This is a genomic window from Marinobacter sp. (assembly GCF_014859525.1).
Lineage (GTDB): Bacteria > Pseudomonadota > Gammaproteobacteria > Pseudomonadales > Oleiphilaceae > Marinobacter.
Window position 1 is genome coordinate 15,045 of sequence record NZ_JACUUB010000013.1, and the last position, 19,639, is coordinate 34,683.

The 19,639-nt window shown below is 57.8% G+C and carries 18 protein-coding genes; 11 read left to right on the top strand and 7 right to left on the bottom strand.

Annotated elements, in window-relative coordinates:
* The first annotated feature begins 199 nt into the window (after positions 1 to 199).
* Genes IBX51_RS05105 through IBX51_RS05120 form a run of 4 tightly spaced genes read left to right on the top strand, consistent with a single transcriptional unit; the run spans position 200 to position 3,946 of the window.
* The gene (locus tag IBX51_RS05105) at positions 200 to 889 is read left to right on the top strand and encodes a DUF3348 family protein (RefSeq protein WP_291829345.1); all 690 of its coding nucleotides are present in this window, start codon (positions 200 to 202) and stop codon (positions 887 to 889) included.
* Complete coding sequence (locus IBX51_RS05110; RefSeq protein WP_291829347.1) at positions 886 to 2,685, top strand: DUF802 domain-containing protein; 1,800 nt, start codon at positions 886 to 888, stop codon at positions 2,683 to 2,685. Before IBX51_RS05105 ends, IBX51_RS05110 begins: the two co-directional genes overlap by 4 nt.
* Positions 2,685 to 3,341 carry an OmpA family protein gene (locus IBX51_RS05115; protein WP_291829349.1) on the top strand — a complete coding sequence of 219 codons (657 nt, stop codon included), beginning with the start codon at positions 2,685 to 2,687 and terminating at the stop codon, positions 3,339 to 3,341. Before IBX51_RS05110 ends, IBX51_RS05115 begins: the two co-directional genes overlap by 1 nt.
* Positions 3,338 to 3,946 carry a DUF2894 domain-containing protein gene (locus IBX51_RS05120; protein WP_291829351.1) on the top strand — a complete coding sequence of 203 codons (609 nt, stop codon included), beginning with the start codon at positions 3,338 to 3,340 and terminating at the stop codon, positions 3,944 to 3,946. The genes IBX51_RS05115 and IBX51_RS05120 overlap by 4 nt, the downstream gene beginning before the upstream one ends.
* A gap of 39 nt (positions 3,947 to 3,985) precedes the next feature.
* Here the strand turns inward: IBX51_RS05120 and fba are convergent, their stop codons facing one another.
* The 4 genes from fba to tkt all read right to left on the bottom strand — a co-directional run bounded on the left by fba (position 3,986) and on the right by tkt (position 9,627).
* A complete protein-coding gene (fba, locus tag IBX51_RS05125; protein ID WP_291829353.1) occupies positions 3,986 to 5,050 on the bottom strand; it encodes a class II fructose-bisphosphate aldolase in 1,065 nt (354 codons plus the stop codon).
* A 220-nt stretch (positions 5,051 to 5,270) separates the two neighbouring features.
* On the bottom strand, positions 5,271 to 6,431 hold the full coding sequence (locus IBX51_RS05130) for a phosphoglycerate kinase (RefSeq protein WP_291829355.1): 1,161 nt from the start codon (positions 6,429 to 6,431) through the stop codon (positions 5,271 to 5,273).
* 167 nt (positions 6,432 to 6,598) lie between these two features.
* Entirely contained in the window at positions 6,599 to 7,627 is a 1,029-nt protein-coding gene (gene gap / locus IBX51_RS05135; RefSeq protein WP_291829357.1) for a type I glyceraldehyde-3-phosphate dehydrogenase, read from the bottom strand.
* Positions 7,627 to 9,627 carry a transketolase gene (gene tkt, locus IBX51_RS05140; protein ID WP_291829360.1) on the bottom strand — a complete coding sequence of 667 codons (2,001 nt, stop codon included), beginning with the start codon at positions 9,625 to 9,627 and terminating at the stop codon, positions 7,627 to 7,629. The genes gap and tkt overlap by 1 nt, the downstream gene beginning before the upstream one ends.
* A gap of 236 nt (positions 9,628 to 9,863) precedes the next feature.
* On the opposite strand from tkt, the gene IBX51_RS05145 reads away from it, so the two are divergent.
* The 7 genes from IBX51_RS05145 (at position 9,864) to IBX51_RS05175 (ending at position 17,041) form a co-directional block, all read left to right on the top strand.
* The gene (locus tag IBX51_RS05145; RefSeq protein WP_291829362.1) at positions 9,864 to 10,865 is read left to right on the top strand and encodes a metalloregulator ArsR/SmtB family transcription factor; all 1,002 of its coding nucleotides are present in this window, start codon (positions 9,864 to 9,866) and stop codon (positions 10,863 to 10,865) included.
* A 145-nt stretch (positions 10,866 to 11,010) separates the two neighbouring features.
* Positions 11,011 to 12,201 carry a methionine adenosyltransferase gene (gene metK / locus IBX51_RS05150; RefSeq protein WP_291829364.1) on the top strand — a complete coding sequence of 397 codons (1,191 nt, stop codon included), beginning with the start codon at positions 11,011 to 11,013 and terminating at the stop codon, positions 12,199 to 12,201.
* 78 nt (positions 12,202 to 12,279) lie between these two features.
* Positions 12,280 to 13,674, top strand: a complete 1,395-nt coding sequence (gene ahcY / locus IBX51_RS05155) for an adenosylhomocysteinase (RefSeq protein WP_291829366.1) — start codon at positions 12,280 to 12,282, stop codon at positions 13,672 to 13,674.
* A 12-nt stretch (positions 13,675 to 13,686) separates the two neighbouring features.
* Entirely contained in the window at positions 13,687 to 14,556 is an 870-nt protein-coding gene (gene metF / locus IBX51_RS05160; RefSeq protein ID WP_291829368.1) for a methylenetetrahydrofolate reductase [NAD(P)H], read from the top strand.
* 223 nt (positions 14,557 to 14,779) lie between these two features.
* On the top strand, positions 14,780 to 15,538 hold the full coding sequence (locus IBX51_RS05165; RefSeq protein ID WP_291829370.1) for a transporter substrate-binding domain-containing protein: 759 nt from the start codon (positions 14,780 to 14,782) through the stop codon (positions 15,536 to 15,538).
* Positions 15,539 to 15,609: 71 nt separating this feature from the next.
* Complete coding sequence (locus tag IBX51_RS05170; RefSeq protein WP_291829372.1) at positions 15,610 to 16,281, top strand: amino acid ABC transporter permease; 672 nt, start codon at positions 15,610 to 15,612, stop codon at positions 16,279 to 16,281.
* A gap of 13 nt (positions 16,282 to 16,294) precedes the next feature.
* Positions 16,295 to 17,041, top strand: coding sequence for an amino acid ABC transporter ATP-binding protein (locus tag IBX51_RS05175; RefSeq protein WP_291829373.1), 747 nt, complete (start codon positions 16,295 to 16,297; stop codon positions 17,039 to 17,041).
* Here IBX51_RS05175 and IBX51_RS05180 read toward each other — a convergent pair.
* The 3 genes from IBX51_RS05180 to IBX51_RS05190 are packed head-to-tail and all read right to left on the bottom strand — an operon-like array spanning position 17,038 to position 19,339.
* Positions 17,038 to 17,433: a DUF2750 domain-containing protein gene (locus tag IBX51_RS05180; protein ID WP_291829375.1), complete on the bottom strand. Its 396-nt coding sequence runs from the start codon at positions 17,431 to 17,433 to the stop codon at positions 17,038 to 17,040. The two genes, IBX51_RS05175 and IBX51_RS05180, sit on opposite strands and share 4 nt — an antisense overlap.
* Before the next feature lie 49 nt (positions 17,434 to 17,482).
* On the bottom strand, positions 17,483 to 18,271 hold the full coding sequence (locus tag IBX51_RS05185) for an SDR family oxidoreductase (RefSeq protein ID WP_291829378.1): 789 nt from the start codon (positions 18,269 to 18,271) through the stop codon (positions 17,483 to 17,485).
* An 18-nt stretch (positions 18,272 to 18,289) separates the two neighbouring features.
* Positions 18,290 to 19,339: a mechanosensitive ion channel domain-containing protein gene (locus tag IBX51_RS05190; protein WP_291829380.1), complete on the bottom strand. Its 1,050-nt coding sequence runs from the start codon at positions 19,337 to 19,339 to the stop codon at positions 18,290 to 18,292.
* Positions 19,340 to 19,639 lie beyond the last annotated feature (300 nt).

The window sequence follows — 19,639 nt, forward strand, 5'->3', positions numbered from 1 at the left end:
TTTTATTCATTGTCACTTATAGTTGATGCTGGCGTTGAAAATACAAGAGGCCGATTTCGAGATAGCCCGAATGATGACAGGTGATCATATTTACACTCTGTTTCTATCCCGTCAGTCATTATGTTTCGTGCTCCATACTAAGTAGAATAGCCGTTTTTCAGAACGACAAGATTTAATCACGGAGTGAAACACCGAACGGATGCCAAACCAGCCGCAGGCGCAAACAAGCCACCCATCCAAATTGCTCGCACAGCTGGCCCATCTGGGCGCAGCTTCGTCGACTGACGCCCTGCCCTGTATTGCAGAGCGCCTGAGCCGGCTGTTTGGTCTGGGCGACACCATGACTCTGGACGCCGCCACGGCCTACCGCGCCGGGCAGCCGGGCCAGTTGCAAAGTGCAGTGGTCGATAAGCTGACCGACGAGCTGGCTACGACTCGCCGGGCACTGGTCCGCCGCGTTCACATCTGGGCGGGTGAACTTGAATTTGAAGGCGAGCCGGAATGTGAGCCGGTGTTAAACGCCTGGCTGGCATTGCAGCGCAAGATCGCGGCCAATAGCCGCCAGTTGCGGGATAAAGTCCGCAGATCCATGAAAGATCAGAGCCAGACCCTGGCCCGCCTGGCCGAGCTGGACGCGGTGTTCGATCACACCGTGGCCGGCTACACCAGCCAGTGTTTTTCCGCGGTATCCCTGGTGCTGGAGCAACGATTCCGGGCCTTACAGACGTCCAATGAACAACCCCAAACATCAGGCCAGGCACCCCACGACTGGTTCCACCGTTACTGCGAGGAAGCGCAGGCCTTGTTACTCGCTGAACTGGACGTTCGGCTGGAACCGGTGCTGGGTTTGCTTGAAGCCTGCCACAATGAGGTTACTAACACTCCATGAGTAAACTGTTCTTTACCCTGGCGTTCGTCATCGGCCTGGCCGTGGCAACCTGGATTGGCGCGGGTTTCATTGATTCAGACCTGCTGGCCCTGGCGTTCACCGGCCTGATTGGTGCAGTGTATTGCCTGGGTTTTGGTGAGCTGGTGAACTTTCGCCGGCAAACCCGGCAGTTGGCCGGGCAAGTCGGCCAGTTGCCGGACAGCCAGGACCAGGTTTCCCGCTGGTTGAACACCTTGCCCCAACCGCTTCAGTATCCGGCGCAACGGCGCATCGAAGGCCACGCTGCCGCCCTGCCCAGCCCACAAATCACCCCTTACCTGACCGGCCTGCTGGTGATGCTGGGCCTGCTGGGCACTTTTGCAGGCATGATCGTAACCCTGGGCGGTGCCGCCTCGGCCCTGGATAACAGCACCGAACTCAGCGCCATCCGCAGCGCACTGGCCGCCCCCATCGCGGGGCTGAGCCTGGCCTTTGGCACCTCCATTGCCGGTGTGGCCGCCTCCGCCATGCTCGGACTGGCCTCTACCCTGAGCCGCCGGGACCGGGCACAGGCATCCCGCACGCTGGATACTGCCTTGCGGCAAAAACTGCACCACCTGTCTGCCGACCATCAACGCCAGCAGGCCTTCCAGGCTCTGGAAACCCAGGCACAAGCCTTACCGCAGATGGCCTCAGCCATGGAACGTGTGACCACGCGCATGGAACAGCTCGGTCAGCAACTGGAACAATCCCTGACCCGTAACCAGCAGGAATTCCACAGCACTGTGGGCAGCCACTATCAAACTCTGGCCGATTCCGTCGCCAACTCCCTGAAAACCGCATTGGATGACAGCGCAAAGCAGGCAGCGGAGCGGGTTGAGCCTATTGTCATCAGTGCCATGGAGCAACTTCAGAGCAATGCCCGGTCCCTGCAAAAGAGCTGGGCGGATGATGCCCGTCAGCAACTGGCGGAACTGACCGCTGGTTTCCAAAAAACCACTGCCGAGGCTGGCGATCGCTGGCAGCAAAATCTGGCGGAATACCAGCAACATTTCAGTCGTAACACCGCAGAGCTGGTCACAACCCAGAAAGCCGGTCTTGAGCAACTGGTCACCACCATCGGCAAACAACTTGCCGAACTGCGCGAGCAGGAGGCCGGTCGCGCTGATGCGTCTACGGCACGTATGGAGACCCTTGAAGCAACGGTGACCAAACATCTGTCAGAGCTGGGCACCGCGCTGGAAGCCCCCATGACCCGACTGATCGAAACCGCCTCTGAAACCCCGAAAGCCGCCGCCGAAGTGATCCGCCAGCTGCAGTCGGAAATCGCCCGCAACAGCGCACGAGAGAACGAGTTGCTGGAAGAACGCCAGCGATTGGTAAAGGAGCTGGACAGCCTGCTGGAAACCCAACGCAGCACAGCCGACAGCCAGCGGGACGCGGTGGCTTCGCTGATCTGTGGCGCCGGCGAAACCCTGACTGGCATCAGCGAGCGTTTTAACACGCTGATTCAGGAGCAAAGCCAGCAGCTTGGCAAACTGGGCGACGACATCACCGGTAGCAGTCAGGAAGTGGGCGCCCTGAGCGATGCGTTCGCTCAGGCCATTGAGCTGTTCAGCCAGTCCAACCAGCAGGTCATCGCCAGCCTGGCGGATATCCAGAAAGCGCTGGATAACGCCGGCACCCGCCACGATGAGCAACTGGCCTATTACGTGGCCCAGGCCCGCGAGGTTATTGATCTCAGCGTCAGCGCCCAGAAAGATGTGATGGATGCCGCCGCAGCACTGCGCCGGGCCGAACCCGGCGAGGCCAGCTGATGGAACAACTGGAAAGCGGCGAACAACAATCGGCACCGGTCTGGGCGATTTTCTCAGACCTGATGGCGGCGCTGGTGGGTATTCTGGCGCTGATCCTGGTGTGGGTGATTGGCATACAGCTGGAACTCAGCCAGTCCCTCGCTCAGGAAATCGAGAAGCGGGAAGCGGAGGAGCAACGTCGAATCGCTCTGGAACAGGCCCTGGAAGATCCGCTTACCAAGGGGCTGGTCACTTTCCGGGATGGCCGCATCGGCATCAGCGGCAACGTATTGTTTGAGCTGAACTCCGACCAACTTCAGGCCGAAGGTGAAGAAATCCTGGAGTCGCTGGTTCGCCCCCTGAAAACCTATCTGGAACAGCACGATGAATTGCTGATGGTGAGCGGTTTTACCGATGACCTGCCCATGCACCCCGGCAACCGTTACCAGGATAACTGGGGCCTGTCGGCCCAGCGGGCGCTGACCGTCACCCGTTCGTTAACCGAACTGGGCCTGCCCAACGACCGCGTCTTCGCCGCCGCCTTCGGCCCACACCACCCAGCGGTACCCAACACGGATGCCGAATCACGCGCTCAGAACCGGCGGGTGGAAATCAGTACGGTGCCACGGGCGCCCTCGGCGGCCGCGGAATCCGAAACCGAGGCAGGCAACGGATGATGAACGAAGCCGCCAGTTCTTTATTACTTGATAACCTGAGGCAGCAAGGCGCAGACCGCTTTGACCCTGTCCGCTTTCGCTATCTGGAATCCTTCGAGCGGCGGCTGCGCGCGAACGGACTCCAGCAGGGAACACATTGGCAGAAGCTCAAGCAAGCCATCGCGGATTATCAGGCCAGGTTAGAGGGTGCCGAACAGCCCAAGCCGGCACCAACTGTCCCAGAGCCATCCATCGTTTCATCCCTGCTGGACAGACTGAACCAAACTACAGAGACCCCGGCCGAAGCGCCGAGATCAACGCTGGAACAAAGGGTGTTCGGAGAGACTTCTGAGCTGGAGCAAACGCGCACGGCATCAAGCTCCAACAGCCCACAACCGCTCAAGGCGTTGATCAGAGCAAGAGCGGATCAGAGCACTCACGCTCTTCAGGAGCGCATCCGCCACGCTATTGAGAGCACCCCGAAAGAGGCGGGGCCGATGAACGCCCACCGGTTGGTCAGCCGGGCGATTGCGGAAATGCAGACGTTGTCACCGGAGTATCTGGAGCGGTTTGCCCGGTATACCGATACATTGATGGCTTTGGAGAAAATGGCAAAGCGAGGGTAGAAAAAAGCCCCCGGAGTGCGGGGGCTTTGAACGGTGCAGTTACTTGACCTTAGGGTCCAGCTCGCCAGCCGCGTAACGCTCGAACATCTGCTCGAGGTTCAGGGGCTTGATCTTGCTGGCCTGGCCGGCGCAGCCGAAGGCTTCGTAGCGGGCGATGCAGATGTCGGTCATCGCGACCATGGTGGCCTTAAGGAATTTGCGCGGGTCGAACTCGGCTGGGTTTTCGGCCAGGAAGCGACGGGTGGCACCGGTGCTGGCCAGGCGCAGGTCGGTGTCGATGTTAACCTTGCGCACGCCGTGCTTGATGCCTTCGACGATTTCTTCAACCGGTACACCGTAGGTTTCCGGGATTTCACCACCGAATTCGTTGATGACCTTCAGCCACTCCTGGGGTACGGAGCTGGAGCCGTGCATGACCAGGTGGGTATCTGGAATGCGCTTGTGGATGGCTTTGATCTGCTCGATGGCCAGGATGTCACCGGTCGGCGGACGGGTAAACTTGTAGGCGCCGTGGCTGGTGCCGATGGCGATGGCCAGGGCATCTACGTGGGTTTTCTTGACGAAGTCTGCGGCTTCTTCCGGGTCGGTCAGCATCTGGTCGTGGTCCAGGGTGCCTTCTGCGCCGATGCCGTCTTCTTCACCGGCCTGGCCGGTTTCGAGGGAGCCCAGGCAGCCCAGCTCGCCTTCTACGGACACGCCACAGGCGTGGGCCATTTCGACGGTGCGGCGGGTGACGTCGACGTTGTAGTCGTAGTCCATCGGGGTTTTGCCGTCTTCACCCAGTGAGCCGTCCATCATGACGGAGCTGAAGCCGAGCTGGATGGAGCGCTGGCATACGGACGGGCTGGTGCCGTGGTCCTGGTGCATGACCACCGGGATGTGCGGCCATTCTTCGATGGCGGCCAGGATCAGGTGGCGCAGGAAGGGGGCGCCGGCGTATTTGCGGGCACCGGCGGAGGCCTGGACAATTACCGGGGAGTCGGTTTTGTCGGCGGCTTCCATGATGGCGCGCATTTGTTCGAGGTTGTTTACGTTAAAGGCTGGCACACCGTAACCATGCTCGGCGGCGTGGTCGAGAAGTTGCCGCAGCGAAATCAGGGCCATGGGTTGTCTCCTTCGTTGACTTTTTGAGGTTTGAATTCTGTTCGTTTTAGACTTTGGAGTCTGCTACGGAGTGTGGGGTAGGACTTTCCAGGACACGCCGTAAATACATCCCTGTAGGCTTGTGCGCAGCTTCCCTGCTGCGCACAGTCCCGGAAAGTCCTACCCCACCCTCCTTGCGATTCTGGCCCTGTGCGGGTTTCTCTCAGAATCGCTTTGTTGATTACGCTCCGCGCTCTTCCAATACAGCAACCGCCGGCAAAGTTTTGCCTTCCACGAATTCCAGGAACGCGCCGCCGCCGGTGGAGATGTAGGAAATCTTGTCAGCTACGCCGTATTTGTCAACGGCTGCAACGGTGTCGCCGCCGCCGGCCAGGGAGAAGGCGTCGCTTTCGGCGATGGCCTCAGCCAGAGCTTTGGTGCCGTTGCCGAACTGGTCGTATTCAAACACGCCAACCGGGCCGTTCCAGAGGATGGTTTTGGCGTTTTTGAGCAGGCTGGCGAACTGGCTGGCGGTTTCCGGGCCTACGTCGAGGATCATGTCGTCGGCGCTGACGTCGGAGATGTTTTTCACCGTAGCAGTGGCGGTTTCGGCGAATTCCGTGGCGACCACTACGTCAACCGGCAGTGGGATTTGCACGCGGCTGGCGATGTCTTTGGCGGTGTCGATCAGGTCGTGCTCGCAGAGGGATTTGCCGACCGGGTGGCCAGCGGCAGCCAGGAAGGTGTTGGCGATGCCGCCGCCGACGATGATCTGGTCACACACGTGTTCCAGGGCGTTGAGTACGTCCAGTTTGGTGGAGACTTTGGAGCCACCGACGATGGCCACCACCGGTTTGGCCGGGTTGTCGAGGGCTTTACCGAGGGCGTCGAGTTCTGCTGCCAGCAGCGGGCCAGCGCAGGCTTCGGGGGCGAATTTCGCTACGCCGTGGGTGGAGGCCTGGGCGCGGTGGGCGGTGCCGAAGGCGTCCATCACGAATACATCGCACAGGGCGGCGTATCGTTTGGCCAGGTCTTCGTTGTCTTTCTTTTCGCCCTTGTTGAAACGGACGTTTTCGAACAACACCACTTCGCCGTCGGCGACATCAACACCGCTGAGGTAATCCTTGATCAGGCGCACTTCCTGACCGAGCAGGGTGGACAGGTGCTCAGCGACTGGTTTCATGGAGGAGGCTTCGTCGTACACGCCTTCTTCCGGGCGGCCCAGGTGGGACATCAGCATGACTTTGGCGCCGGCGTCTTTAGCCGCTTTAATCGTGGGCAATGAGGCGCGAATGCGGGCATCGCTGGAGACTTTGCCGTTTTTGACCGGTACGTTGAGGTCTTCACGAATCAGAACCCGCTTGCCGGCGAGGTTCAGGTCAGTCATTTTTTTGATGGCCATAATCAGGGTCCGTAGTTATGGGTTCACAGGTGCAAATTGTTAAGCCTATGGGTGGGGTCTGACCCCGTTCGGGGTCAGACCCCTTTGTATCCGTCGGGGCTGGGTGAAAGATCAGACCCCTTTGTATCCGTCGGGGCTAGGTGAAAGATCAGGCCCCTTTGTCGTCTTCAGGTTTTGGCCAGCCAGGCTTTGCTAACATCCAGCATGCGGTTGGCGAAGCCCCATTCGTTGTCGAACCAGCACAGCACTTTCACCATCGTGCCGCCGGTGACTCGGGTCTGGCCGCCGTCGACGACGCCGGAGTGGGAGTCGTGGTTAAAATCTGAGCTGGCCAGTAATTCATCAGTGTAGCCGAGGATACCGTTCAGCGATCCCTGGGCGGCGTCTTTTAACAGGCGGTTTACTGCCGCTACATCGGTGGCCTTGCGCACGTTGACCACCATGTCGATGGCGGAGACGTTCAGGGTTGGCACCCGCATGGCAACGGAGCTGAACCGGCCTTCCATGTGGGGCAGCAGGCGTTCAATGCCGCGGGCCAGGCCGGTATCTACCGGTACGATGTTGTGCAGCGCGCTGCGGGTGCGGCGCAAATCCTGGTGGTGATACGCATCAATAACGGGCTGGTCGTTCATGGCAGCGTGGATGGTGGTGGTGCTGCCCTGCTCCACACCAAAAGCTTCGTCCAGTACTTTGATCACCGGTACCAGGCAGTTGGTAGTGCAGGAACCAGCGGCAACGATCACATCGCCGGGCGTCAGGCTGTCATCGTTGATGCCAAACACCACGGTGCGGTCTACATCGGCTTCCGCCGGCTGGGAAAACAGCAATCGGCCGGCACCGGAAGCAATATGCTTTTCCGCGGTTGCCCGATCCGTATAGGCACCGGAGCATTCCAGCACCAGGTCTACGTCCAGCAATCGCCAGGGCAATTCATCCGGATCCGGGTGACGCAGCACCCGGATGCGGTCGCCGTTGACCACCAGGTTGTCGCCATCCACCGCCACCTCTCCCTGAAACCGCCCATGGGTGGAATCGTATTTGGTGAGGTGAGCGATGGTGTCGATGTCAGACAACTCGTTGATCGCGACCACCTGCAGGTGATCGCGATAGCCTTTTTCATACAAGGCCCGCAATACGCACTGGCCGATGCGGCCGTACCCGTTGATGGCGATACGAAAGGGCTTTGCGTTGCTCATCAAGCGTCCAGCAGTTCTGCAGCCACTTCCAGGATATTGTCGACGGTAAAGCCGAACTCCTTGAACAGCTCGCCCGCCGGTGCAGACTCACCAAAGGTAGTCATGCCGACAACCCGGCCGTCCAGACCAACGTACTTGTACCAGTAGTCGGCAATGCCGGCTTCGATGGCGATACGATTGGTGACTTCCAGCGGCAGTACTTGCTGCTTATATTCAGCGCTCTGGGCGTCGAATACATCGGTAGAGGGCATGGACACAACGCGCACGGCGTTGCCCTTTTCACGCAGTTTAACGGCTACGTCTTGTGCCAGGCCCACTTCCGAGCCGGTGGCGATCAGGATCAGGTCCGGAGTGCCTTCGCTGCCTGACAGCACATAGCCACCTTTGGCGACGTTGGCCAGCTGCTCGGCATCACGCTGCTGGTGCGGCAGGTTCTGACGGGAGAACACCATGGCGGTAGGGCCATCATTACGCTCCAGCGCGGCTTTCCAGGCGACCGCGGATTCCACGGCATCGGCCGGGCGCCAGGTGCTCATGTTCGGCGTGGTGCGCAGGCTGGCCATCTGCTCGATGGGCTGGTGGGTGGGGCCGTCTTCGCCCAGACCGATGGAGTCGTGGGTGAACACAAAGATAGAGCGCTGCTTCATCAGAGCCGCCATGCGCACGGCGTTACGGCAATACTCCATGAAGATCAGGAAGGTAGCGCCGTAAGGCACAAAACCGCCGTGCAGCGCCAGGCCGTTCATGATCGCGGCCATACCGAACTCGCGCACACCGTAATAGATGTAGTTACCAGAGGCGTCGTCTTTGGTCACGCCTTTGCAGCCAGACCAGATGGTCAGGTTGGAGCCGGCCAGGTCAGCGGAGCCGCCCATCAGTTCCGGCAGCAGCGGGCCATAAGCGTTCAGAGCATTCTGAGACGCCTTGCGGGAGGCTACGGTTTCGCCCTTGTCCTGGCATTCCTGGATATAGGCTTGCGCCTTTTCAGAAAAATCAGCGGGCAGATCACCGGCCATGCGGCGCTTGAATTCAGCAGCCAGCTGCGGCTCGGCTTTTTCGTAGGCGGCGAACTTTGCTTCCCACGCGCTTTGTGCGGCAGCGCCTTTCTCTTTGCCATCCCAGGCGGCATAGATTTCTGAAGGTACTTCAAAAGGACCGTGTTCCCAGCCCAGCGCCTTGCGGGTCAAGGCGATTTCATCGTCACCCAACGGCGCGCCATGGCAATCTTCCTTGCCTTGCTTGTTGGGAGAGCCAAAGCCGATGATGGTCTTGCAGCAGATCAGCGTAGGCTGTTCGGTGTTGGCGCGAGCCTGTTCAACGGCGGCGCGAATGGCGTCGGCATCGTGGCCATCAACGGCCGGAATAACCTGCCAGCCATAAGATTCAAAACGCTGCGGGGTGTTATCGGTAAACCAGCCTTCGACTTCACCATCGATGGAAATGCCGTTGTCGTCATAGAAGAACACCAGCTTGCCCAGGCCCAGCGTACCGGCCAGCGAGGCGACTTCGTGAGAAATGCCTTCCATCAGGCAGCCGTCGCCCAGGAAGGCGTAGGTGTAGTGGTCCACAATGTCGTGGCCGGGACGGTTGAACTGGGCTGCCAGCGCCTTCTCCGCCAGCGCAAAACCGACCGCGTTGGCAATGCCCTGCCCCAGCGGACCGGTGGTGGTTTCAATACCCGGGGTGTAGCCGTACTCCGGGTGGCCCGGAGTCTTTGAGTGCAGCTGACGGAAGTTCTTGATGTCGTCAATAGACACGTCGTACCCGCTCAGGTGCAGCAGGGAATACTGCAGCATCGAGCCATGGCCGTTCGACAGCACGAAACGGTCACGGTTGGCCCACTGCGGGTTGACCGGGTTGTGGCTGAGGTAATCGTTCCACAGCACCTCGGCGATATCCGCCATACCCATGGGTGCGCCCGGGTGGCCGGATTTGGCTTTCTGAACCGCATCCATGCTCAGCGCGCGAATGGCGTTGGCGAGATCTTTACGGGACGGCATTGACAATTCTCCAGTGTTTTTCAGGAAAAGAATTCAAGCTGCAACTACTGCTCAAAAAGAAGGCGCGTATTTTCGCCGATTACGGTGGGCCGGGGCAAATCCATATGTAGTGGTTTACCGTTAGGGCGGCCACAAAATCACCAAACCCTATGAATTTCAAAGAATGATAAATCTATATCAAAATATTTTGATATGGCTATTGATCGATCAATCGAACGCCCCTACACTTGCCGCCCATGACATCACTCCAAACGCAGGCTTTTAATACGTCGTCGATAGACGCCCTGGCACCGATCTTCAAAGCAAGCGGGGATCCTCTGCGTCTGGAGATTTTGCGGGTGCTGCGCCGGGACACCTTTGGTGTGCTTGAGTTGAGCCAGATGTTTGATATGCGCCAATCCGGCATGAGCCATCATCTCAAAGTAATGAACAAGGCCGGGCTGCTGGAACCCCAACGCGAAGGCAACGCCATTTTTTACCGCCGCCCACTGAATCTGGACAGCGATAAACTGGCAGATCAGGCCATTCGGCAGATTTTTGAAACGGTCGACCGGGTACCCCTGCCGCCGCAACTGGTGGAAAAAATTGAGGCCATTCGGGAACAAAGGGCCGACCAGTCACAGGCTTTTTTCTCACGCCACTCCGAACAGTTCCGGGAACAACAGGAGCTGATTGCGGCGTTTGACCTGTATGCCGAACCCACAGCCGGGTTGATCCGCAAGCGGGCCAGCCGCCAGGACTGGCGCAGTGTGCTGGAAATTGGCCCGGGTGAAGGCGGCTTTCTGCCGGTGCTGTCCGAGTTGTTCGAGCACGTTGTGGGTCTGGACAACAGCAAAGACATGCTGGCCAAGGCTACCCGCACCTGCATTGACGAGCGCTTGAACAACGTTGACTTGATTGAAGGCGTTACCGATACGGTTCTCGCCCGCGGTGATGCCTTTGATCTGATTGTGGCGAACATGGTGCTGCATCATGTGCCCAGCCCGGCAGACATTTTTCTGGATGCCGCTGCGCTGATGAACAACGGCGGCTGCCTTATTGTCAGCGATCTTTGCAGCCACGATCAGGACTGGGCCAAAACCAACTGCGGTGATCTGTGGCTCGGCTTTGAACCGGAAGAGTTGACGGTCTGGGCCACAGAGGCCGGCCTGACGGCTGGTGAGCAGTTGTTTATCGGCCTGCGCAACGGTTTTCAGGTGCAGGTACGGGAATTCTGGAAAACGTCTGGAGCGAGCTGAAACCCGCGCCAGAGCTGGAACATCAAAAAACTTTGATATTGGCGTACGTAATTTTACGTACACTTCGACAACCACCAAGGCATCCGGCAAGTCACTCCTGGCAGAGTCGGTATGAACATGAAAACGCTCAACAAGGAGCACACCTATGTCTGACTACAACATTTTCACCTCCGAATCCGTCTCTGAAGGCCACCCGGACAAACTGGCTGACCAAATTTCCGACGCGGTACTGGACGCCATTCTGACCGACGACCCACACGCCCGTGTTGCCTGCGAAACCATGGTAAAAACCGGCGTTGCCATTGTCGGTGGTGAAATCACCACCAACGCCTGGGTCGATCTGGAAGATCTCGTGCGCGGCGTGATCAAAGACGTAGGCTATACCTCCTCTGACGTAGGTTACGACGGCGACACCTGTGGCGTGATCAACATCATCGGTAAACAGTCGGTTGATATCGCCCAGGGCGTGGATCGCCAGAAGCCAGAAGACCAGGGTGCTGGTGACCAAGGCCTGATGTTTGGCTATGCCAGCAACGAAACCGACGTACTGATGCCTGCACCAATCACTTTCTCGCACCGTCTGGTTCAGCGCCAGTCTGAAGCCCGCAAAAGCGGTCTGTTACCGTGGCTGCGCCCGGACGCCAAGAGCCAGGTCACCTGCCGGTATGAGAATGGCCAGGTGGTTGGCATCGACGCGGTGGTGCTGTCAACCCAGCACGATCCGGACGTCAGCCAGGCCGACCTGCGTGAAGCGGTGATGGAACTGATCGTCAAGCACACGCTGCCGGCGGAACTGCTGCACAAAGGCACCGAGTTTCACATCAACCCGACCGGCAAGTTCGTGATCGGTGGCCCGGTAGGTGACTGTGGTCTGACAGGCCGCAAGATCATCGTCGACACCTACGGCGGCATGGCTCGCCATGGTGGCGGCGCATTCTCAGGCAAAGACCCCTCAAAGGTGGACCGTTCCGCGACCTACGCGGGCCGTTACGTGGCCAAGAACATTGTGGCTGCGGGCCTGGCCGAAAAGTGCGAGATTCAGGTGTCTTACGCCATCGGTGTGGCGCAGCCCACGTCTATCTCACTGAACACCTTTGGCACTGGCAAGATCAGCGACGACAAGATCATCGACCTGGTGCGCGCGCACTTTGACCTGCGCCCCTACGCCATCACCAACATGCTGGACCTGCTGCACCCGATGTACCGGGCCACTGCAGCCTACGGCCACTTCGGTCGTGATCCCTACGAGATGACCGTGGGCGGCAAAACCTTCACCGCGTTCCCATGGGAAAAGACCGACCGCGCGGCAGCGCTTAAAGACGCTGCCGGCATTTAAAGCCAAACCGGACTCTAAGGCGTATTCAACATCTCACACAGATTGAATACGCTAAACCAGAACTGACAGGAGCACACCATGAGCACTCCAGCAGAACAGCTGAAGACCTTCGAAGATTACAAAGTTCGCGACATTACACTCGCTGACTGGGGCCGCAAGGAAATCAAGATCGCCGAAGGCGAAATGCCAGCACTGATGAAGCTGCGCGAAAAGTACAAGGCAGATCAGCCGCTGAAAGGCGCCAATGTGATGGGCTGCATTCACATGACCATCCAGACCGCCGTGTTGATCGAGACACTGGTAGAGCTGGGCGCCAATGTGCGCTGGTCCTCGTGCAACATCTTCTCGACCCAGGATCAGGCCGCAGCCGCCGTTGCAGCTCAGGGCATTCCGGTGTTTGCCTGGAAAGGTGAAACCGACGAAGAATACGAATGGTGCCTGCACAAGACCGTGGGCGCAGACGTAGACGGCTGGCAGCCAAACATGATCCTGGATGACGGCGGCGACCTGACAGAGCTGCTGCACAACGAGTACCCGCAGATCATTGAAAACTGCCACGGCGTGACCGAAGAGACCACCACCGGCGTGCACCGTCTGCAGGAAATGCTGCGCGACGGCACTCTGAAGATCCCGGCCATCAACGTCAACGACTCGGTCACCAAGTCCAAGAACGACAACAAGTATGGCTGCCGCCACAGCCTGAACGACGCCATCAAGCGCGCCACCGACCACCTGCTGTCCGGCAAGAAAGCACTGGTCATCGGCTATGGCGACGTGGGCAAGGGCTCTGCGCTGTCGCTGCGTCAGGAAGGCATGATCGTCAAGATCACCGAAGCCGACCCGATCTGCGCCATGCAGGCTTGCATGGACGGCTTTGAGGTGGTGTCGCCGTACATCGACGGCATCAACACCGGCACCGAGCAGGGCATCAACACCGACGTACTGGGCACCACCGACATCCTGGTGACCACTACCGGTAACGTCAACGTGTGCGACGCCAACATGCTTAAAGCCCTGAAGAACGGCGCTGTGGTGTGCAACATCGGTCACTTCGACAACGAAATCGACACCGCCTACATGCGCAAGAACTGGGAATGGGACGAGGTTAAACCGCAGGTACACGTAATCTACCGCGACAAAGCCGCCAACGACCACTTGATCCTGCTGTCCGAAGGCCGCCTGGTGAACCTGGGCAACGCAACCGGTCACCCGTCCCGGATCATGGATGGCTCTTTCGCCAACCAAGTGCTGGCGCAGATGTATCTTTTCGAGCGTAAGTTCGCCGACCTGCCAGCAGAATCCAAGGCCAAGGGCATTTATGTTCAGGTCTTGCCCAAGCAGCTGGATGAAGAAGTAGCCCGCGCCATGGTGGAAGGCTTTGGTGGCGTGATCACCAAGATGACTCCAGACCAGGCCAAGTACATCGGCGTGCCGGTCGAAGGCCCATACAAGCCGGAAACTTACAGGTACTAAGCGGACGTTATTATGGAATCCCAGAAGCAATTCAAGCGCCGCTTCAGCTTTGAGTTTTTCCCGCCCAAGACGGATCAGGGCAAGGAAAAACTGCAGGAAGTGCGGAGCCAGCTGGCCGAGGTGAACCCGGATTTCTTCTCGGTCACTTTTGGCGCTGGCGGTTCCACCCGAGACCGCACGATTGAAACGGTACTGAGCCTGCACAAGCAGGGCATTTCGACAGCACCACACCTGTCCTGCGTGGGAGGTACCCGCGCAGAGATCGGCGAACTGCTGGATCTGTACAAAGACAACGGCATCAACCGGATCGTCGCCCTGCGCGGCGACCTGCCCTCAGGGATGGGAGCCTCCGGTGAGCTGCGTTACGCCAACGAGCTGGTGGAATTTATCAGGGAGCACAGCGGTGATCATTTCAATCTTGAAGTGGCTGCCTACCCGGAATTCCATCCTCAGGCCCGCAGCGCGGAAGATGATTTAAAGAACTTTGCCCGCAAGGTACAGGCTGGTGCCAACAGCGCCATCACCCAGTACTTTTTCAACGCGGATAGCTACTTCTACTTCATCGACCGTCTGGAGAAGATGGGCGTTACCATTCCGGTGGTGCCGGGCATCATGCCCATCGTCAACTTCTCCAGCCTGGTGCGGTTCTCGGATATGTGCGGTGCGGAAATCCCGCGCTGGATTCGCAAGCAGCTTGAAGCGTATGGCGACGACAGTGAAAGCATCCGCCAGTTTGGTGAAGAGGTGGTCACTCGCATGTGTGAAAAGCTGCTCCAGGCCGGCGCGCCGGGGCTGCATTTTTACACGCTGAATCAGGTTGAGCCCAGCCTTTCTATCTGGAAGAACCTGGCCATTACCGATCGCGAAAAAATTGCCTTCTGAGTCGTCGTTACTGACGCCCTTTCCCTCCCCGGGAAAGGGCTTTTATATATTCCTTTTTATATATTCCTTTTCATAACCTCCTGATTTTCTGAAAATCCTCATTTCATGGTCTAGAGTGTATTTGATGCAGTTCTATCAACGCTCCCGTTCATCACAGTCACCAGCAGTAACGATCGGATTGCCTTATCGGGCAAATGGAGCATAGACACAAAAAGGAGAAAGCATGAGCATCAAATGGCTAAAAACGCTGGGCGCAGGCTTGGCACTGTCGGTAGCTGCAACCTCGGTTAACGCAGACACACTCCGTGTAGTAACAGACCCAAGCTTTGTCCCCTTTGAAATGATGGACCAGGAAACCGGCGAGATGATCGGTTTCGACATGGATATTATTTCCGAAGTTGCCGAGCGCGCAGGCTTTGATTACAACCTGAACACCATGGACTTCAACGGTATTATTCCGGCACTCCAGACCGGCAACGTTGATATTGCCATTGCGGGCATCACCATTACCGAAGAGCGCGGGCGGATCGTCGATTTCTCTGATCCGTATTACGACTCCGGACTGCGGATTCTGGTACGCCAGGACAACGACGACGTTCAACAAATGTCAGACCTGGAAGGCAAGAAAATTGGCACCAAGATTGGCAGCACCAGCTATGACTTCCTGGTAAAAACGCTGGATAAGGATGGCGGTGTCACCCCTTACCCGGGCAGCTCCGACATGTACATGGCCTTGATGTCTCGTGCCATTGACGCGGTTTTCTACGATGCCCCCAATGTAGGCTACTTCGCCAGCACCCGTGGCAAGGGCCGGGTTAAAACGGTTGGTCAGCTTTATGAAGGCCAACAATATGGCATTGCCCTGAAAAAGGGCAGCGAATGGGTAGGCCCGGTCAATGAGGCACTGGCGTCTATCAAAGAAGACGGTACCTACAAGGCCATTTATGAAAAATGGTTTGGCCCAATGCCTGAAGGCGATTAACACTCCACTCGTTCCAATCAGGGTGCACAACGCCCTGATCGGCTCCTCCCAATTCAACGGAGATTCATACTGTGGAATTCCAGTTTCAGTTTGACTGGCAGGCAGCCGTTAATGCCATTCCATTTCTGGCCAAAGGCATCCCTTACACTCTGATGATTTCCTTTGGTGGCCTGGCCATCGGTTTTGCGCTGGGCATTCTGTTCGGCTTACTCAGCATCAACAAGAAATGGTTTCTGCGCTGGCCGGCCATCACCTACATCGAGATCTTTCGCGGCACACCGATTCTGGTTCAGGTACTTTTTATCTTTTACGGCCTGCCCGATCTTGTTGGCCGTCCTATTGATCCGCTTACGGCCGGCATTGCCGCCATCGCCCTTAACTCCGGCGCCTACATCTCGGAGGTCGTGCGCGGTGGTGTGCAATCCATAGACAGAGGCCAGACCGAGGCAGGCCTCTCACTGGGCTTGTCGAGATCCCAAACGTTCTGGTCGATCATCTGGCCCCAGGCTTTCCGACGTATGATTCCGCCCCTGGGCAATCAGGCCATCGTCAGCATCAAGGACACGTCCTTGTTTTCCGTTATCGGCGTCGGTGAACTGGTACGCCAGGGCCAGGTGTACATAGCCAACACCTTCACCGCATTTGAGGTGTATTTTGTGGTGGCGCTCATGTACCTGGCCATCACCTTAACCCTGTCTTTGCTCCTGCGTTTGCTTGAACGCCGAGGCGTCGCGTCGATCTGAAGGAACTCTCACCATGACTCAGATTGTAAAAATGAAGGGCATGAACAAGTACTTCGGCAAACTGCATGTCCTGAAGAACATAGATCTGACCGTTGAGCAGGGCGAAGTGGTGGTGATTATCGGTGCCAGCGGCTCCGGCAAATCCACTCTGATTCGCTGCGTAAACGGTCTGGAAGAATACGAATCGGGCACTCTGCACGTAGACAACCAGGCGCTGGCTCCGAACGCCGGCAATCAGGCATCCCTGGCTAAAATCCGCAAAGAAGTCGGTATGGTGTTTCAGCAGTTCAATCTGTTCCCACACCTGACCGTGAAAAAAAACATCATGCTGGCACCGATAAAGGTCAAGAACGCCTCACAGGTTATCGCGAATGCAACTGCGGAACGGCTACTGGAGCGGGTAGGTATCGGCAACCAGGCGAACAAATACCCAGGCCAGCTGTCTGGCGGGCAACAGCAGCGAGTCGCCATTGCCCGGGCGCTGGCCATGGAACCCAAGCTGATGTTGTTTGATGAACCCACCTCAGCGCTAGACCCGGAAATGATCGGTGAAGTGCTGGACGTAATGAGAGAGCTGGCAAAAGAAGGTATGACGATGATGGTGGTAACCCACGAAATGGGTTTCGCCCGGGAAGTGGCCGATCGGGTCATCTACATCCACGAGGGTAAAATTGTGGAAGAAGGCAGCCCGGCCGATGTCTTCGACAACCCCCAAAACGAACGCACCCAGGCATTCCTGTCCCGGGTGCTGGCGCACTAAAAGTCAGACATTGCGTCTTGCAGGTCGCGTTTTAATTCCTCAGCCTCGGTAATCCAGACGGTTTTATCGAGGCCCGGAAGCACCCCCACTTCCAGGCCGTCTTTGCTCAGCCCTGGCACCCACTTTCTGAAAAAGTCCGGCAATGAAATGCTCTTGGGCAACAGATCATCTGCACCCTTGGCGTATTCCAGCGCAAACGCCGAGGCGGGCCATACCGGCAGGTACTCCACACCCTCATCCTCATCCTCATCCTCAGACGATATTTTCAGGAATCGGTTGTCTGCATTCACCAGAATCCAGACTTCCCTCTCCTCAGCCACCATGCTGAGAAAGTAGTCATAGCGTTCTTCGCCGTCCAGGCCGAGTATTCCGACCAAACCGTCATCACTCATATCATTACTCTTTGTGTCGTTGTTTTATCGCTTTCCTGCACTCCGGGCTTTACGCCTTAGCAAGACGGAACAGTAATTCCGGTGACAGCCGTTTAACCCAGAGCGCGGCCATTTCTTTGCCCTTACCCACCGGAATCTCACGCTTCTTCGCCTGCAACCCCTTAAAGATCACCTCCGCACATTCGTTTACGTCCATGCCACCGGCAATGTCGTCATCGAGTTTGCCGTAGTTAGATCCGTCACCTGCCAGTGCATTACGGGAAATATCGGTGTGAATAAAGCCAGGGGTTATGGTCGACACATTCACACCCTCGCCTTCCACTTCCGCCCGCAAAGCATCAAAAAAGCCCATCACCGCATGTTTTGCCGCACAATAGCCGGTACGCATGGGTGCACCCACCTTACCGGCAACACTGGCGGTCACCGCCAGGTGCCCGGAGCCACGTTCCAGCATATGGGGCAACACCGCCTTGGTCAGGGCGATCTGGCCCATCACATCGACATCCATCAGCTTCTGATACACCGACATATCGGTGTCCTTGCACAGCGAGCGCTGTGACACGCCGGCGTTATTCACCAGCAGATCGATAACACCAAAGGTGTCCAGTACAACCTGAACCTTGCCCGGCAGGGCGTCCCAATCGGTTACGTCCAGCGGCAGAACCAACACATGGTCAGCCGCCAGCCCGGCATTACGGCACCGTTCCGCAACACGTTCCAGTTCGCTCTCTCGGCGGGCCGATAGAACCACGCGGGCGCCGTTCTTTGCATATCTCAGGGCGAGCGCTTCGCCAATGCCGGAGGAGGCTCCGGTAATCCAGACACTCTGTGTAGGCATAACAACTCCTCAAAAGGTTCAGTTATCGACCAACCGGGCCCTCACACGGGGCAGCTGGGCGGGGTAGTGTTCTTGTATGAACGTGATGAGTCCCTCTCGGATAGCGCACCTGAGATCCCAGTTGCTGGTAGAGTCTGCGGCACTCATCAAAAATCGCACCTGAAGAGCCTGATCGCTGGAATCGGTCACCTGGACCGTTGCCAGTTTGCCATCCCAGAGGTTCGATTGCGCCAGCAGCCGGTTGAACTCCTGCCGGAGCGCCTCCACTGGCATGGTGTAATCCACCCAGATGAAGACAGTTCCCAGCAGGTCAGAGTTATTTCGGGACCAGTTCTGGAACGGGTTTTCGATGAACCACTGCAAGGGAATGACCAGGCGACGAAGATCCCAGACCCTGACCACCACGTAGGTGGCGGTCACTTCTTCCACCCAGCACCATTCGCCTTGTACATGGAGCACATCGTCTATCCGAAACGGCTGCGTGAGTGCAATCTGCATCCCTGCCAGCAAATTGCTCAACACGGGGCGGGCGGCAAAGCCGAGAATCAAGCCGCCAACACCGGCGGAAGCCAGCAAGCTTGCGCCCATGTGCTGGACCGACTCAAAGGTCATCAATGCCGCTCCAAAACCGACAATCACAATCAGGATATTCAGCGCCCGAACCAGAAACCGGGTTTGGGTTTCGACTTTTCGTGCCCGCTTCCAATGGCCTTCGAGCACCGGATTAAGTGCCACGATCACGTCGCCAATGGCGGAGGTTAGCCGGACGGCCGCCCAGGTAATGGCCAGTAGGAGCAACAACGTGGTGGTTTGCTGAAGAGCGGACAATAATGGCAGGTCGGGTGGCGCAAGTTTGAGAGAGCCGGTCAACGCCAGCAGGCAGAACACCACACCAAGAGCCCCGGCCGCTGCATCAAGAAACAACCGAAGCACGGTTCTCGATTCGGAGAAATGGCGGAACACCGCCAGCGCCAACCGGTAGATGGCATAGGTGGTGAGCACGGCAAGAAAGGCCGACCCTCCAGGCCACAACCATGCCCTGACACCCGTCTCAAACGCTTCCAGCATCAGCCCTCCACGAGCACGACTTGGCAATGATGAACAAGTCAGCCGCCTTTACCCAAGGCGGCCTTGGTCTGTGAAAGACTACACCAGCCCCTGCTCCCGTGCCATCGCCATAGCCGCTTTCGCGGCCGGTACACAATGAGGCAACAATAATCAGCAGTAGCGACATCAAAGCGGAAACGGTTCAGCGCATCGGTCAGATCAAACGTACCAGCAAGATAGTAGTAGGGACCGGAACCGCCCAGCAGGGTGAATCAGGAACCCAGATACTTTGCGGTGCAGGTAAAGCCGGCACCACTGGAT